The organism is Komagataeibacter sp. NFXK3 (assembly GCF_054182245.1).
This window is the reverse complement of the sequence record NZ_JAPIVJ010000009.1, coordinates 124,759-138,178: the sequence shown is the minus strand read 5'-3', so window position 1 is coordinate 138,178 and position 13,420 is coordinate 124,759. Positions and strand designations below refer to the sequence as shown.

Sequence of the window (13,420 nt, the reverse complement as noted above, 5' to 3'; positions counted from 1 at the left end):
GGGTGTTTGTTGTATTAAGCATAGATACACCGGCTTTAACGCCTGCTCCATGCCAGGCAGAGCGGGGCGTGCGTCAGATAACCTTGAGGCCCACGGTCAGGAGAATGGCGGCCAGTATGATCCGCTGTGCCCGGTCAGGAATAAGCCCGATGCACAGGCTGCCCAATATGATGCCCGGAACAGACCCGCAGAGCAGCGATGCCAGCAGGGGCATGTCGATATCACCGATCCACCAGTGCCCCATGCCCGCAATGGCCGTGAGCGGCACGGCATGGGCAATGTCACAGCCCACGAGGCGACGGATTTCCAGCCCGGGGTAGAGAAAAATCAATGCCGCCATGCCAATCGCGCCAGCACCGACGGAGGACAGCGTGACCATGACCCCCAGCACCGCGCCGAGCAGCGTGGTCAGGCGCGCGGTCGTGGCGGGGGCGATGGCAGCAGCCTTGCGGCGCGAAAGCTCCTGCAATTTGTGCCGGAACAGCACGCTCGGCGCGGTAATGAGCAGGGCAATGCCCAGTGCGACCGAAATGACATGCGTCACCGCGGGTGAGGGGCTGCCCGCCCAGTGCAGGGCGGCAATGGTCAGCAGTGTTGCCGGTATGCTGCCCAGCGCCAGGCGGCCGACCACGTGCCACTCCACCGACTGTTTGCGACCATGCACCAGCGTGCCCACCGTCTTGGTCAGGGCGGCATAGAGCAGGTCGGTGCCGACGGCGGATTGCGGGTGCACCTTGAACAGCAGGATCAGCAGTGGCGTCATGAGCGAGCCGCCGCCCACCCCGGTCATGCCTACAAGGAAGCCAACGCCAAGGCCGGAGAGAACATAAAGCAGGTTGATGGATTCAAGCAGTGGCATGATGGCGGGTTATCCGTTTCTGATCGCCTGACGCTAAAATACGACACAATAAAGTGAATTATTCATTGTGCGTGCAATTTCCTACGTGGAATTATGGTCAGGCACAAGCCTGATCGTTAATAAGCTGACCCGTTATTTTTGCAGGTATCGCGTAAAATAGAAAAAACCCGGCACAGGGCCGGGTTCCATCATCAGTAAGGGTAGGGATAGGGCGGGGGTGGCGGTGGCGCCCGCCATGCCCACCGGCGTGGCGGTGGGGGGCGGTCATAACGCCAGCCACTCTCGCGCCAGTAGGGGCGGCGCGGGCCGCCATCATGGGGCGCATGCCAGCGTGGCTCGTCATGCCACCCCCAGGGCTGTGCCTGCGCGCCACCATGGGTACCGAGCAGGAGCAGGGCGGTAAAAGCAGCCAGAATCATCTTTTTCATGGCGTCCTCCTGCTGGCAGAAAAGCCCCGGATTGCGGCAGGATCACGATGGTTGTTTTACACAATGCAATAAACGCGCCGGGAGGTGGCGTGCGGGCCGGAGCGTGAAAAAACAGCCCTCATAAGAGACTGCTTTAAAGCAATGCATTGATAAAAAAATGATAAAAGCTTTTGGGTGCCGCCTTTTTTCAAACAGGCGGCTCCAACCCGCTTCAGGGCAGGCGCTCCAGATGCGCCAGCAGCAGCGCCCATAGCCCGTCGCTATCCACTTCGTTCAGGAAAAGCGCGTTACGGGGTCGGTCGGTCACATGCCACCAGTCAATGGCGGTGGCGCCCTGCATGAGCGGACTGCCCACCTCAACCGATACGTTCACCTCGCGGCCCGCAAACAGGTGGGGGGCGAGCAGCCAGCCAATGGTGCAGGGATCGTGCAGGGGGGCGCCGTCCCAGCCATATTTGGCCAGGTCAAACCGCCCTGAAAAGCCCAGCATTGCTGCTGCCGCCCGGGCGCAGCGGCCCCCGAGCGCATTGAGCTGCGCCATCCGTGGCGGCGTGACCAGAAAGCGATGGGTTACATCCAGCGGCACAAGCGTGTGTGCCATGGCGTGGTGCAGCACGATATCGGCGGCATCGGGGTCGGCATAGATGTTGAACTCGGCGCTGGGCGTGATGTTGCCACCTTGTGCCCATGCGCCGCCCATCGAGACGATGCCTGCCAGGCGTGGCGCGATATCGGGCGCCTTGACCAGCGCCATGGCCAGGTTGGTCATTGGCCCCAGCGTTACCACCGTTATGGTGCCCGGCGGGTGCGCCCTGATCGTATCGATCAGGAAATCGACGCCATGCTGCGCGCGGGGCTGCATGACGGGGTCGGGCAGGGTGGGGCCATCCATGCCGGTCTGGCCGTGCACGTGTGCCGCGGTAACGGGCGTGCGGCGCAGGGGGGCAGCGCAGCCTGCATGCACCGCAATGTCGGTGCGCCCGGCCAGCTCAAGCACCTTGCAGGCATTGGTGGTCGTGTGCTGCACCGACACGTTGCCCGCCACGCTGACCAGGCCCAGCACGTCAAGCCCGGGGGCGGCAAGGGCAAGCATGATGGCAATTGCATCGTCCTGCCCCGGATCGGTATCGATGATGATCTTGCGTGGGTCCACGGTCATCCGGTCCTTCATGCTGTGGGGTGCTGGCTGCCACACGTAACCCGATTGAACCCGGATTGGCAAAGCCACTCCCCGCCCGACCGATGTGATACGCGCGGCCCGGCTTGATCCGCCCGCGCGGGGGTGGGAAAAGAAAGCCCATGAAAAATCGGGCAAAAGCAGAATATTGAAAAAGACAAACATCTTCTGGTACCGCTTTTTACCAAAAGACAGCGTGGCATGATGCTTCCGGATGCTTCCAGGCGCGTCGGTCGTGCGCTATATCGTGCAGGGCTGCATGGTCTGGCCGTGGCTCTCATGATAGGCGGGGCCGCATGGGGGCAGGGGGCTGATGCGGTCAGCCCCGCCCTGTCGCGCCCGCAGGCCCGCGCCCGCGCGCAGGCGCTGGGGCAGTTGGGGCGCGACCTGTTTCATGATCCCCGGCTGTCGGCCTCGGGGCATATGGCGTGTTCATCGTGCCATCAGGACAATACAGCCTTTGCGCAGGGCAATGACCTGTCGGTGCAACCGGGAGGGCATCGTGCGGTGCCATCGCTCACCTATCTGCAGGCCGTGCCGCAGTTCACCGAACATTTTCATGATTCGGAAGATGAAGCCGATGAAAGCATCGATAACGGCCCCACCGGCGGCCTGACATGGGATGGCCGGGCCGATACCGCGCAGGGCCAGGCCAGCATACCGCTGTTTTCCCCATACGAAATGGCCAATGCCAGTCCTGAAGCCGTGGTGCGCCGCGCCAATGCCGCAGGCTATGGCCCGCGCCTGCAGGCCCTGCTGCCGCCCCGGCCGGATGATACGGCCACCCGTTTTGCGCTGATTGCCGAGGCCCTGGCCACCTACCAGCAGGATGCCCGGCTGTTTTATCCCTACAGCAGCAAATACGATGCGGTGCTGGCGGGCAGGGCCCGCCTTACCGCGCGTGAGGCGCAGGGGCTGGACCTGTTTGAGCGCGCGGACAAGGGCAATTGCGCCTCATGCCATGTCAGCGCGCCGGGGCACGATGGCACGCCGCCGCAATTCAGTGATTACGGGCTGGTGGCCCTTGGCGTGCCGCGTAACGGCGCCATCGGGCTGAATCACGATCCGGCCTATTATGATATGGGCCTGTGCGGCCCCGATCGCACCGATTTTGCAGGGCACGGCCAGTATTGCGGGCTGTTCCGCACGCCGTCGCTGCGCAACGTGGCGCTGCGGCATGTGTTCTTTCATAACGGGGTGATCCATACGCTCCGGCAGGCCGTGGCGTTTTACGCGCTGCGTGACGTGCGCCCGGCACTGTGGTACCCGACCGGACCTGATGGCAGGGTGCAGGCCTATAATGACCTGCCCGCGCGTTACCACGCCAACATCAACATGGACCCACCCTTCGGCCCCCGACCCGATGGGCGGCCCGCCCTGTCGGATGACGAGATCGACGCCATCGTGGCCTTTCTCCATACCCTGACGGATGGTTACTTTAGCCCCGCATCACCTAAACCTTGATTGCTTCAGGTCGAGTGCGCCCGTCAGGTCACCCATCGGCTGGCCGGTAGCCGCCTGTATGGCGCGCGCGCGGGTGGTGACGCCATCAAGCGGGCGCAGGCCGAAACGCTTGGTCAGGAACAGCAGGATCGAGGTCGTGTCCTGCACCGTATGGTCAACATATCCACGCCGGGCATAAGGCGAGATGATGATGGCCGGAATGCGCGAACCCGGTCCCCACCGGTCGCCCTTGGGCGGGGCCACATGGTCCCACAGGCCGCCATTTTCATCATAGGTGACAATAACGAGCATGTGCGGCCACTGGGGGCTTTTTTCCAGATGGGCCACAAGGTCGGCAATATGATGATCGCCCGACTGGATATCGGCATAGCCTGAATGTTCGTTCAGGTTGCCCTGCGGTTTATAAAAGCTGACCTGGGGCAGCTGGCCGTGGTCAATGGCGTCGATAAAGCGCGCGCCTGCCAGCCCGCCGTCGCGCAGGTGTTCGGCGCGCGCGGGGGTGCCGGGGGCGTAGGCGGCGTAATAATTATAGGGCTGGTGATGGTACTGGAAGGCCGGGGCGGGGTAATGATTGCCATGCTCCAGCACTTCGCCCCATGCGCCCGCATACCATGCCCATGTTATGGCGCGTTCGCTCAGCCGGTCGCCAATGGTGGGCGTGTTCTGCGCGGGCAGGGTGGTGGCGCGTGCGGGGTCGGCATAAAGCGGGTCCTGGCCTGGGGCGGGTGGGGTGGCGCTGGGCTGGTAGGGGGGCTGCATGGTGTTGACGGCATAAAAATCGGGCGTAAGGTTGCCATCGCGCGTGAATTTGGGGATGCCCTCCAGCGCTGAACGGGGTGAATCAGCCGCCACGAGCAGGGCCGTGCCCGATGGCGCTACGGCCGAAATGACCGGCTGCGCCGGGCTGGTATCGGCCTGCGGATAGAAGGGCGCGCACGCGCAGGCCAGCCACTGGTGGTTGAGGAACGAGCCGCCAAACGCCCCCATGAAGAAGTGGTCGGCCAGCGTGTAGCGCCGGGCGATCTGCCACATTTCCATATGCGATCCGTCCCACTCGCTCATGGGGAGTGCCCCGGAATCGGCCCAGGCCACGAACATGTCGTTGCGGCCGCCGTTGATCTGCATCTGGTTCTGGTAGAAGCGGTGCCACAGGTCCTGCGTGAGTGTGCTGAGCGGGCGGCTGAAGCCCTGCGGGTCATCAATGCGGAAGGGCTGGTTGGGCAGGTGCGCGCTCATGGCCTGGGTTATGGGGTCGGCCGCGCCTCGGGCTGTCAGGCCGCCCCATACGGGTGGCAGTTCGCGCAGCACGCTGCCATCACGGTCGCGCTGGGGCCGTAGTCGCGCTGCCCTGCTGCCCGATGTATCCGCGCCGGGAAAGCCGTTATAGAGATTATCGAAAGACCGGTTCTCGGCAAAGATGACCACGACCGTTTCGATCTGTTGCATGCCCGCAGGTGCTGCCTGACCGGCAGGGGCGCCCATCATGCCTGCCAGCAGGACCGTAAGCGTGGTGGAGCGGAGCAGGGGGCGGGTCAGGGGGGGCATGAGGTCTCGGATGCTGTGAGCGTAAAGGCCTGTTTATAGAAAAGACCGGCAGGGGGAGGAAATGCAGGGGGCCTGCCTTTCATGAAAAATTCATACAGCGGCGCGGGTCGGTTTCCTGATTATACTGGCCCGGTCATCCTATCGGAGCAAGTCATGTTTTTCCATGAGGCTGGCAGCATGCAGCCCCTGTGCTTTATCCGGCGCATGAAGAGGTACTTGTTACTGGTCATGTTACTGGCATGGGCACAGCATGCCTGGGCCGGGCCGGATGCGCTATGGCATATCGTGCATGAACAGTGCCGCCCGCATGGGCCCGACCATTCCGTCAGCCCCTGCGTGATGGTGAATGACCGCTATGCCGTGTTGAAGGACCGCGTGGGGGCCAGCCAGTACCTGCTTATTCCCACCAGGCGCCTGACCGGCATGGAAGACCCGTTCATTACGCGCGCCGATGCGCCTGATTACTTCGCCTATGCCTGGCGGCAGAGCGGTCGGGTCAGCCAGAGCCTTGGGCGCGCCCTGCCACCCGATGACCTGTCGCTGGCCATCAACTCGGCTTATGGCCGCAGCCAGAACCAGTTGCATATCCATGTGGACTGCATCCGCCCCGATGTAAAAGTGGCGTTGCACTGGGCGCGGTCCCGGCTCGGCCCGGCATGGGTGCTGCTGCCGCTTGCAGGCCACGCCTATCGGGCGCGCCTTGTGGGAACGGGCAGCCTCGCGGGCATCCGCCCCTTCCGCCTGCTGAGGCGTGACATGGCAGACCCTGTGCACGAGATGGGGCGCCACACGCTGGTGGTGAGTGCCATGACACGACCTGACGGATTGGTGGATTTTGTTTTACTTGATGACCGCGCTGACCCGACCCACGCTGACCCGGCAAGTGGGGAGGAATTACAGGATCATACCTGCGGCATTGCACGTTTTCCCTGAAACAGGGTGAAGGTTGCCCGGGCGCTTCCGGCAGCGCCTGCTTCCTGAAATTGCGCGGAAATGTTTTCTATTCCAAAGTAAGATATGAATATATCAAATTTCATATTCACATTATTTATTATTAATGGTTATCGGAAAATATGATTTGTACTAGTCTATATTTAGCACAGATTCTTTCGTAAAATAGTGAAGCCTCGTCTGGACGGCATATAAATAAAATTTTTTGGTGTCGCCTTTTTTCATAAAGGCGACGTCTTTCAAAGCATCTTGAAAAAGCTTTACCAAAAACTTTGATAATTTCAGGTCCATGTCCGCATTGCTATTGTTTCAGAACGCGGCACAGCCCGGCGTGATGACCAGCCCCACGGTATCCTGCCCGAAGCGTTGGCGATAGGCCTGGCGTATCGCTTCAAGCCGCGGCCTGAGGTCGGGGGTAAGAGGGGTTGCAATCCATATGATGCGCGAGGGTTCGCGTATGATGCGCCCGGTGCGTTCATCCCGCCACTGTCCCGTCATGCGCAGGACCGAAAAACCGGCCGGAAAACGCGGGGTGACAGTGTCGCGCACAAAACGGGCCCAGTCCCGCCGGCTGACATGGCCGCCATCAGGGCGTTTAAGGCCAAACAGCAACGACACCTGCAGCACGGGCGGGGCATGCAACGCCGTGCAGGCCGTCTGTAGCGCATCAGGGGCTGGTGCCTCTGGGCCGCGTGCGTGGCCGGGTTGCCCCCAGGCCACCGTACTGGCCACAACGGCGGCGGCGCACAGGTACCATTGCCTTGAAAAAACAGGAGGCTGGCAGTTCATGCTCGGTCTTTTTCCTGCCCGCTACGGGGCGCAGCACAGTGGAAAGTTTTGGTGCCGCCTTTAGTGACAAAAGGCGGCACCCGGCAACTTTGCCCGGCAGCCCGGATCAGGACTGGACGCGATAGAGCGCGCACAGCTTGTTGCCGGTCGGGTCGCGCAGATAGGCCAGGTACAGGTCGCCATTGGGCATGTGGCGAATGCCCGGCGGGTCCTCGCAGGTGGTGCCGCCATTGGCCACGCCGGCTGCATGCCATGCGTCGATCACTTCAGGCGAGGGGGCGGCAAAGCCGATCGTGCCCCCGTTGGCGGCCGTGGCGGGCTGGCCGTTCACCGGCTTTGTTACGAGGAAAAAACCCGTATCGCCCTTGTAGAACAGCTTGCCCTTGGCATTGACGGTGGCGGCGGGCACGCCAAGGGTTGCGAATATGCTGTCATAGAATTTCTTAGCGGCTTCAATATCGTTTGCGCCAACGGTAACATGGCTGAACATGCAGTTTCTCCCTGAGAGATAATGGTCTGGCGCGATCATGGCACGGTGTGCCGCGGGCCGACAACCGCCCCCACGCGATCCGGATGGTAACGATGGGAATAGTCATGGACCCCGCATGCCATTTTTTGTAACATTCCGCCCGGGCCCGGATATCCGGGCCACAGAATAAATAACAGACAGATTGCTCTGAAAAGGGAAACCATGCGTTTTATCGCTTCACTGGCCGCCGTGGCGGGACTGCTCGCCGCACCCCTGGGTGCCCAGGCGGCATCGGTGCATACGGATTGGGAAAAGTTCAAGGCCACCCGTGCATTCAATCACCTTTCGGCTGATGGGCAGCGCGCCATGCTCGATGTGCTCAACGCCAAGCAGGTGCTCGACGCAGGCCAGACCGATGCCGCCATTCCCGCGCTGTATGATGCCACCAAGCGCCTGACCGCCGCAGGCAAGGCCAGCACGCAGTTCATCGCCGCCGAGACCAGCCTCCATCCCGCCCCGCAGCACCCGGCGGCGCCCGGCCATGTGGCAGGCACCACGCCGGTGACCTGGATTCCGGTTGGCGGTGAAATCATTGGCAGTGAGACCCTGGCCCCCGAGAAGAAGGCCGCCATTGCCACCGCCAATACCCAGCTCAAGGCAGGCCAGACCAAGCAGGCCGCGCAGACGCTGCAGGTCGTGGGCGAGGATGCCGATTTCATCATGGCGCTGACAGCGCTTGAACCCACGCAGGGGGCGATCAACCGCGCCACCGTCTTTACCGAGGCCCGTCACTCGCAGGAGGCTTCCGCGGCCCTGCAGCAGGTGCTTGATAATGTCGTGTTCGTCTCGGAAGATGTGTCCGAGACGCTGCCCCCTCCGGGTGCGCAGGCCCCGGCCGCTCCCGCGCAGAAATAATCTGCCACGAACGTAAAAGCGGCTCCGGAACCCGGGAAAGCTTTTTTGATGCCGCCTTTATTTTAAAGGCGGCATTATTTTTTAAATGCTGGAACATCCCGTAGGGCAGGGTGGTTATTCTTCCCCGCCACCCACCTTTTTCTTTTCACGCTCGGCATCCACGCTCATGCGCTGGAACGCGCCAAGCGAAAGGACGATGAAGGTTGCCACCACCAGCAGGCTGGCAGGGTAGAGAATGGCGGCCGGTTCGCTTGTACTGGTCTCGAAAACGCCCACCAGCCCTTCAATGAACACCGCAATGATGATGGTGGTGATAAACTTGGTCAGGCTGGCCCGTGCCTCGCCCAAGCTTTTCTTGCCACTGGTCTGGATCACCTCTTCTTCCACGAAGTACTTGGCCACGTCAAATACCGCCACCGCGATCACGACATAGCTGATGGCCTGCAATATGGCGTTGCGGCCCGCATGCCATGACTGCCCCACCGCCCTGAGCAGGTCGGACATGCCAAATGTCAGCAGGAAAAGGGCCAGCATCATGAGCAGAAGGCTGGCGCAGGCAAATGCGAAGCGGGACAGATGGTGCATGGTTCTCTTTTCCTGACGCGGTAGCCCGTGGGCACGGGCTACCTATCGCATGGCGTGGGGATGGGTTGCGGGCAAAGTGAGGGCTGCCGCTTCGCTTTACTATGGATTTGGCTCATATAATGCATTTGTGGTCCTGAATATTTATTTTTTATTTTCCAGGACCATGCCGAAACTGCTCGCCGGTTGCCTCGTTGAACCCTCCACAGTGCATATGGCCGGGATCGCTTTCTCACCACGGACCCATGGGGCGGCGAGAAAAAACAAGGACCCCGTAGCCGCGCTGTAATCTGGAAAAGGTGAACGATCATGGCTTATCGCATTCCCATGCAAGAACGCACCCGCACTGCCACCCTGGCGCCGGCTGACAGCCGGGGCGGCGGTGGCGCCGCGCATAATCCGGGCAACTTCGCCAATGACCGCAAGAAGGCCTCGGAGGCGGGGCACAAGGGTGGCCAGCACAGCTCGGGCAATTTTGCCAAGGACCCCGAGCGCGCAGCCGAAGCAGGCCATAAGGGGGGAGAGCACAGCCCCGGCAATTTTGCCCATGACCCGGCAAAGGCCGCCGAGGCGGGCCACAAGGGCGGGCAGCACAGTGGCGGCAATTTTGCCAAGGACCCCGAACGTGCGGCGGAAGCCGGGCGCAAGGGCGGCCAGCATAGCCACGATCACGATAAATCCTGACTGATGCGGGGTGCGCGGAACCCGTGCCTGGTTCCGCCCCCTCCCATTGCCCGGCCGGGCCGGGATGATACGGATTTCTGATCCATCTGGAGCAAAACAATGAAAAAAAGCATGATGGTGATACTGGGGCTGGTTGCCTGCGTGCCCGCGCCGGTCCTGGCCCAGTCCATACCCGAAAAGGCAGGCATCAATTCGCTGATGGGGGTCGCGCCCCGCACGGAGGATTTCATCAAGATCGCCACCATCAGCGATATGTTCGAGATCCAGTCCAGCGAACTGGCATTGCAGGATAACGACCCCAAGCTCACCGCCTTCGCCAACCGGATGATCGAAGACCACAAGAAAACATCTGCTGCCCTGAAAGACCTCCTCCAGAGCAGTAACGTGCAGGTCAGTCCGCCCACCGGCATTGATGAGACCCATCAGGACAAGCTTGACCACCTCAAGACCCTGCATGGCCGTGACTTCGCCCTGCAGTACCGCGCGGACCAGATCGCGGGGCATGAAGATGCTGTCTCGCTCTTCCGCCGTTATGCGCAGAGCGGTGATAACGCAGCCCTCAAGACATGGGCAGGCAATACATTGCCCACGCTTGAAAACCACCTGCAGATGGCTAAGGACCTGCCCCAGTAAAACACCCGGCAAAGCACCGGGCAAAACCACAGGCATGCTACTTTCCTGCCCGGGAGGCGGCATGCATCAACGTCTGCCAAGGGAGTATTCCCATGCAATACGGTCAGGACAAACAGATGCGCGGCGGGGCGGTAACCGACCCACGCCGCGATACGCCTCTCGCCACCCCGGCAGAAAAACGGCATGTCTTTATTGTGGGGGGCATGGTGGTGTTTTTTGTAACGCTTATCGTGCTGACATGCCTGTTTGCGCCCCATATCCCGCTGCCACGGTTCTGATCGTGGCGGCACTGCCTGTAAAGCCGCCTTTTTTTAACGAAGGCGGCATTATCTGTCCTCTGCAAGCCTGCTGGCTGCAAGGTCGAAGCCAATGCTGTCCCGCGCCGTATCGAACCGCCACCCGGGCGGCAGGGCCAGATACCGCGCCAGCTCAGGGCGCATGGCTGTGACATGGCAGGCGTGTACGGTTTTCAGGCTGGTGATGTCATCATCATAACGTCGGTGGTGATCCACCAGCCTGACATATGGGGTGGGGACGGATAGCGCACGCCCTGCACCACATCACCCTCATATACCCCACCGGAGATGACGACCAGATGCTCGGGCCAGGGCGGGCTGAACGCTGCCTGTACGCTGCGGCAGGTGGCATGCTGTTCTTCCCGGTAGGTCACGCAGGCATCCACGCCGCTCTGTTCTTCCAGCCCGAAGGTGGGGCAGGCGGGCACGGGTTCATGAAAATCGAGGTAGCCGTCAGCCGCAAGCGCGCCACGCGTGGCCCAGTAGCCGTAACGGATCGGGGTGTCAGGTTCTATGGGCCTGTGTTTTATGGTGATGCGCTCGATGGCGTGGCACAGGAAATTTTCATACCCGGCAAGCAGGCGGGACTGCGATACGGTTGCGCGTAATTCATGCCCGTTACTGTCGAGCAGTCCCGATATGTGCAGGCTCAGGCCGTTTTTATGAGTGTTATGACCGGGGTCATATCCTGTCATTTTCATGTCGGGGCGGCGTGGGGGAACGGGCCTGTCCTGAGCTGGGCATAATAAACACATGCGTCGGTATTGTAAACGGGGACATGGAATTGCCATTTTTATTGAGGTGTCACTGAACAGATAAGTAAAACGACTCCATGCGCAGGATCACTTAACCGTGTGGGTGAGACCATGGGGTTAATACCCCGTTAACCGATACAGATCCAGAAATGGCACCGGTTTCTCCTCCTGCAAGGAAACAGGCCGATGATGAATGCGGTTACGCCTTTTTCAACCCCGATCCGCCTGCTTTCAGTCGCGGCAGAGATGTTTCCCTTCGTCAAGACCGGGGGGCTGGGCGATGTGGCGGGTTCCCTGCCACATGCGCTGGCCCCTTATGGCGTGGAGGTCACGACCCTGCTGCCCGGCTACCCCGCCGTGCTGGCGGCACTGCCTGCGCGCGCGCAGGTCATGCATCACCCCGACCTGCTGGGGCATGAGGCCACGCTATGGTCGGCCCATGTGGCGGGACTGGACCTGCTGGTGCTTGACGTGCCCGCCCTGTTCGACCGCCCCGGCAACCCCTATCTTGGCCCCGAGGGGCAGGACTGGCCCGATAACGGCATCCGCTTTGCAGCCCTTTCACGCATGGCTGCGGATATTGCCCAGGGCCGCACCCCGCATCCACGCCCCGACCTGGTGCAGGCGCATGACTGGCAGGCCGGGCTTGTGGCAGCCTACCTGCATCATGACCACGTCAGGGCAGGGCAGGGCGGCCAGCCCGTGGCCACCCGCGTTCCGGTCATCCAGACCATCCACAACCTTGCCTTCCAAGGGCGGTTTCCCGCCGGGTGCCTGGCCGAGTTCGGCCTCCCTCCCGAGGCGTTCTCGGTTGAGGGGTGCGAATGCTACGGGGCCATCAGCTTCCTCAAGGCGGGGCTGTACCATGCCGATCGCATCACCACCGTCTCGCCATCCTACGCGCAGGAAATCCAGACACCTGAAGGCGGCATGGGCCTCGATGGCCTGCTGCGCCACCGCAGCGACCGGCTGGAGGGCATTCTCAACGGCATCAGCACCGAGACATGGAACCCCGCCTCCGACCCGGCGGTGCATTTTCCCTACAGGGTGGGCGATACCGTGGGGCGCGCGCCCAACAAGCGCGACCTGCAGGCGGAATTCGGCCTGTGGGCCGACCCGGATGCCTTTGTGGTGGGTGTTGTCAGCCGCCTGACCGCGCAAAAGGGCATCGACCTGCTTGCCGATGTCACGCCACGCCTGCTGGAAGGCAACACCCAGCTGATCGTGGTGGGCGAGGGCGACCGCGAGATCGAGCGCCGCCTCGCTGGCCTGCAGCGCCAGTTTCCCGGCCGGTTCGCCTGCCATCTCGGCTATAGTGAATCCCTTGGCCACCGCCTGCCTTCGGCGGTCGATGCGCTGCTCATCCCCTCGCGCTTCGAGCCTTGCGGGCTGACCCAGCTTGGCGCGCTGCGTTATGGCGCGGTGCCGGTCGCCGCCCGCGTGGGCGGCCTGGCCGACACCATCGTCAACGCCAACCCCGCTGCCATTGCCCAGGGCGCTGCGACCGGCTTCCTGTTCACCCCCGTTGATGGCGAGACCCTGCTCGCCACCGTGGTGCGCGCCCGCCTGCTCTACCGGCGCAACCGCCGCATGTGGCGCCAGCTCCAGCTTACGGGCGCGGCCTATGACGTGTCGTGGAACGAGAAGGCCGCCCACTACGTCACGCTGTTTGCCGAGATGCTGGGCATGGATGCGGGCGGCCGGGCGGATTCAAACGTGATCAGCCTGCCATCGGGGTGGCATGGCCTGCGCGAGGGCCGCAGGCGGCGCATCGCGCGCAGGCCACCCCGCCTGTCGCGCGCGCTGGCAGTTCCCCATTAACGCGCCCGGCCCCTTGGGGCGTCACTCCACGGCATATCCCGACAGCACAGTA

16 protein-coding genes are annotated in these 13,420 nt (G+C 62.3%); 7 read left to right on the top strand and 9 right to left on the bottom strand.

The annotated features are described in order from the left end of the window. Positions 1-73 precede the first annotated feature (73 nt). The 3 genes from OQZ28_RS11460 to OQZ28_RS11450 all read right to left on the bottom strand — a co-directional run bounded on the left by OQZ28_RS11460 (position 74) and on the right by OQZ28_RS11450 (position 2,440). A complete protein-coding gene (locus OQZ28_RS11460; RefSeq protein WP_130732687.1) occupies positions 74-859 on the bottom strand; it encodes a sulfite exporter TauE/SafE family protein in 786 nt (261 codons plus the stop codon). 191 nt (positions 860-1,050) lie between these two features. Further along, positions 1,051-1,287, bottom strand: a complete 237-nt coding sequence (locus OQZ28_RS11455) for a hypothetical protein (protein WP_458136195.1) — start codon at positions 1,285-1,287, stop codon at positions 1,051-1,053. A 211-nt stretch (positions 1,288-1,498) separates the two neighbouring features. Beyond that, complete coding sequence (locus OQZ28_RS11450) at positions 1,499-2,440, bottom strand: nucleoside hydrolase (protein WP_458136223.1); 942 nt, start codon at positions 2,438-2,440, stop codon at positions 1,499-1,501. A gap of 303 nt (positions 2,441-2,743) precedes the next feature. On the opposite strand from OQZ28_RS11450, the gene OQZ28_RS11445 reads away from it, so the two are divergent. After that, positions 2,744-3,928, top strand: a complete 1,185-nt coding sequence (locus OQZ28_RS11445; RefSeq protein ID WP_458136222.1) for a cytochrome-c peroxidase — start codon at positions 2,744-2,746, stop codon at positions 3,926-3,928. On the opposite strand, the gene OQZ28_RS11440 is transcribed toward OQZ28_RS11445, so the two are convergent. Then, a complete protein-coding gene (locus OQZ28_RS11440) occupies positions 3,914-5,473 on the bottom strand; it encodes an acid phosphatase (RefSeq protein WP_458136194.1) in 1,560 nt (519 codons plus the stop codon). The genes OQZ28_RS11445 and OQZ28_RS11440 overlap by 15 nt on opposite strands. A 228-nt stretch (positions 5,474-5,701) precedes the next feature. Between OQZ28_RS11440 and OQZ28_RS11435 the strand changes: the two genes are divergently transcribed. Beyond that, the gene (locus OQZ28_RS11435; protein ID WP_458136193.1) at positions 5,702-6,406 is read left to right on the top strand and encodes a CDP-diacylglycerol pyrophosphatase; all 705 of its coding nucleotides are present in this window, start codon (positions 5,702-5,704) and stop codon (positions 6,404-6,406) included. 327 nt (positions 6,407-6,733) lie between these two features. On the opposite strand, the gene OQZ28_RS11430 is transcribed toward OQZ28_RS11435, so the two are convergent. Together OQZ28_RS11430 and OQZ28_RS11425 are read right to left on the bottom strand one after the other, a co-directional pair. After that, on the bottom strand, positions 6,734-7,213 hold the full coding sequence (locus OQZ28_RS11430) for a DUF3574 domain-containing protein (RefSeq protein WP_458136192.1): 480 nt from the start codon (positions 7,211-7,213) through the stop codon (positions 6,734-6,736). 106 nt (positions 7,214-7,319) lie between these two features. Further along, the gene (locus OQZ28_RS11425) at positions 7,320-7,703 is read right to left on the bottom strand and encodes a VOC family protein (protein ID WP_130731648.1); all 384 of its coding nucleotides are present in this window, start codon (positions 7,701-7,703) and stop codon (positions 7,320-7,322) included. Positions 7,704-7,904: 201 nt separating this feature from the next. Here OQZ28_RS11425 and OQZ28_RS11420 point away from each other — a divergent pair, with 201 nt between their 5' ends. Then, complete coding sequence (locus OQZ28_RS11420; RefSeq protein ID WP_458136191.1) at positions 7,905-8,597, top strand: YfdX family protein; 693 nt, start codon at positions 7,905-7,907, stop codon at positions 8,595-8,597. Between the two features lie 114 nt (positions 8,598-8,711). On the opposite strand, the gene OQZ28_RS11415 is transcribed toward OQZ28_RS11420, so the two are convergent. Then, positions 8,712-9,182: a hypothetical protein gene (locus OQZ28_RS11415; protein WP_130731646.1), complete on the bottom strand. Its 471-nt coding sequence runs from the start codon at positions 9,180-9,182 to the stop codon at positions 8,712-8,714. A 306-nt stretch (positions 9,183-9,488) separates the two neighbouring features. On the opposite strand from OQZ28_RS11415, the gene OQZ28_RS11410 reads away from it, so the two are divergent. The 3 genes from OQZ28_RS11410 (at position 9,489) to OQZ28_RS11400 (ending at position 10,774) form a co-directional block, all read left to right on the top strand. Beyond that, positions 9,489-9,863 (top strand): general stress protein, encoded by a 375-nt coding sequence (locus OQZ28_RS11410; RefSeq protein ID WP_458136190.1) that lies wholly within the window; start codon positions 9,489-9,491, stop codon positions 9,861-9,863. Positions 9,864-9,962: 99 nt separating this feature from the next. Further along, a complete protein-coding gene (locus tag OQZ28_RS11405) occupies positions 9,963-10,496 on the top strand; it encodes a DUF4142 domain-containing protein (protein WP_458136189.1) in 534 nt (177 codons plus the stop codon). A 92-nt stretch (positions 10,497-10,588) separates the two neighbouring features. Continuing rightward, positions 10,589-10,774 (top strand): hypothetical protein, encoded by a 186-nt coding sequence (locus OQZ28_RS11400; protein ID WP_130731644.1) that lies wholly within the window; start codon positions 10,589-10,591, stop codon positions 10,772-10,774. Between the two features lie 48 nt (positions 10,775-10,822). Here the strand turns inward: OQZ28_RS11400 and OQZ28_RS11395 are convergent, their stop codons facing one another. Then, on the bottom strand, positions 10,823-10,936 hold the full coding sequence (locus tag OQZ28_RS11395) for a hypothetical protein (RefSeq protein ID WP_458136188.1): 114 nt from the start codon (positions 10,934-10,936) through the stop codon (positions 10,823-10,825). Positions 10,937-10,965: 29 nt separating this feature from the next. After that, positions 10,966-11,487 (bottom strand): immunity protein Imm33 domain-containing protein, encoded by a 522-nt coding sequence (locus OQZ28_RS11390; RefSeq protein WP_458136187.1) that lies wholly within the window; start codon positions 11,485-11,487, stop codon positions 10,966-10,968. A 246-nt stretch (positions 11,488-11,733) separates the two neighbouring features. Between OQZ28_RS11390 and glgA the strand changes: the two genes are divergently transcribed. Next, positions 11,734-13,368: a glycogen synthase GlgA gene (gene glgA, locus OQZ28_RS11385; RefSeq protein ID WP_458136186.1), complete on the top strand. Its 1,635-nt coding sequence runs from the start codon at positions 11,734-11,736 to the stop codon at positions 13,366-13,368. Positions 13,369-13,420: the final 52 nt, after the last annotated feature.

What these genes read in the sequence shown, in the direction of transcription:
- OQZ28_RS11460 (WP_130732687.1), bottom strand. Translation starts at nt 859, where the DNA reads ATGCCACTGCTTGAATCCATCAACCTGCTTTATGTTCTCTCCGGCCTT.
- OQZ28_RS11455 (WP_458136195.1), bottom strand. Translation starts at nt 1,287, where the DNA reads ATGAAAAAGATGATTCTGGCTGCTTTTACCGCCCTGCTCCTGCTCGGT.
- OQZ28_RS11445 (WP_458136222.1), top strand. Translation starts at nt 2,744, where the DNA reads ATGATAGGCGGGGCCGCATGGGGGCAGGGGGCTGATGCGGTCAGCCCC.
- OQZ28_RS11440 (WP_458136194.1), bottom strand. Translation starts at nt 5,473, where the DNA reads ATGCCCCCCCTGACCCGCCCCCTGCTCCGCTCCACCACGCTTACGGTC.
- OQZ28_RS11435 (WP_458136193.1), top strand. Translation starts at nt 5,702, where the DNA reads ATGTTACTGGCATGGGCACAGCATGCCTGGGCCGGGCCGGATGCGCTA.
- OQZ28_RS11430 (WP_458136192.1), bottom strand. Translation starts at nt 7,213, where the DNA reads ATGAACTGCCAGCCTCCTGTTTTTTCAAGGCAATGGTACCTGTGCGCC.
- OQZ28_RS11425 (WP_130731648.1), bottom strand. Translation starts at nt 7,703, where the DNA reads ATGTTCAGCCATGTTACCGTTGGCGCAAACGATATTGAAGCCGCTAAG.
- OQZ28_RS11420 (WP_458136191.1), top strand. Translation starts at nt 7,905, where the DNA reads ATGCGTTTTATCGCTTCACTGGCCGCCGTGGCGGGACTGCTCGCCGCA.
- OQZ28_RS11415 (WP_130731646.1), bottom strand. Translation starts at nt 9,182, where the DNA reads ATGCACCATCTGTCCCGCTTCGCATTTGCCTGCGCCAGCCTTCTGCTC.
- OQZ28_RS11410 (WP_458136190.1), top strand. Translation starts at nt 9,489, where the DNA reads ATGGCTTATCGCATTCCCATGCAAGAACGCACCCGCACTGCCACCCTG.
- OQZ28_RS11405 (WP_458136189.1), top strand. Translation starts at nt 9,963, where the DNA reads ATGAAAAAAAGCATGATGGTGATACTGGGGCTGGTTGCCTGCGTGCCC.
- OQZ28_RS11400 (WP_130731644.1), top strand. Translation starts at nt 10,589, where the DNA reads ATGCAATACGGTCAGGACAAACAGATGCGCGGCGGGGCGGTAACCGAC.
- OQZ28_RS11395 (WP_458136188.1), bottom strand. Translation starts at nt 10,936, where the DNA reads ATGCGCCCTGAGCTGGCGCGGTATCTGGCCCTGCCGCCCGGGTGGCGG.
- OQZ28_RS11390 (WP_458136187.1), bottom strand. Translation starts at nt 11,487, where the DNA reads ATGACAGGATATGACCCCGGTCATAACACTCATAAAAACGGCCTGAGC.
- glgA (WP_458136186.1), top strand. Translation starts at nt 11,734, where the DNA reads ATGATGAATGCGGTTACGCCTTTTTCAACCCCGATCCGCCTGCTTTCA.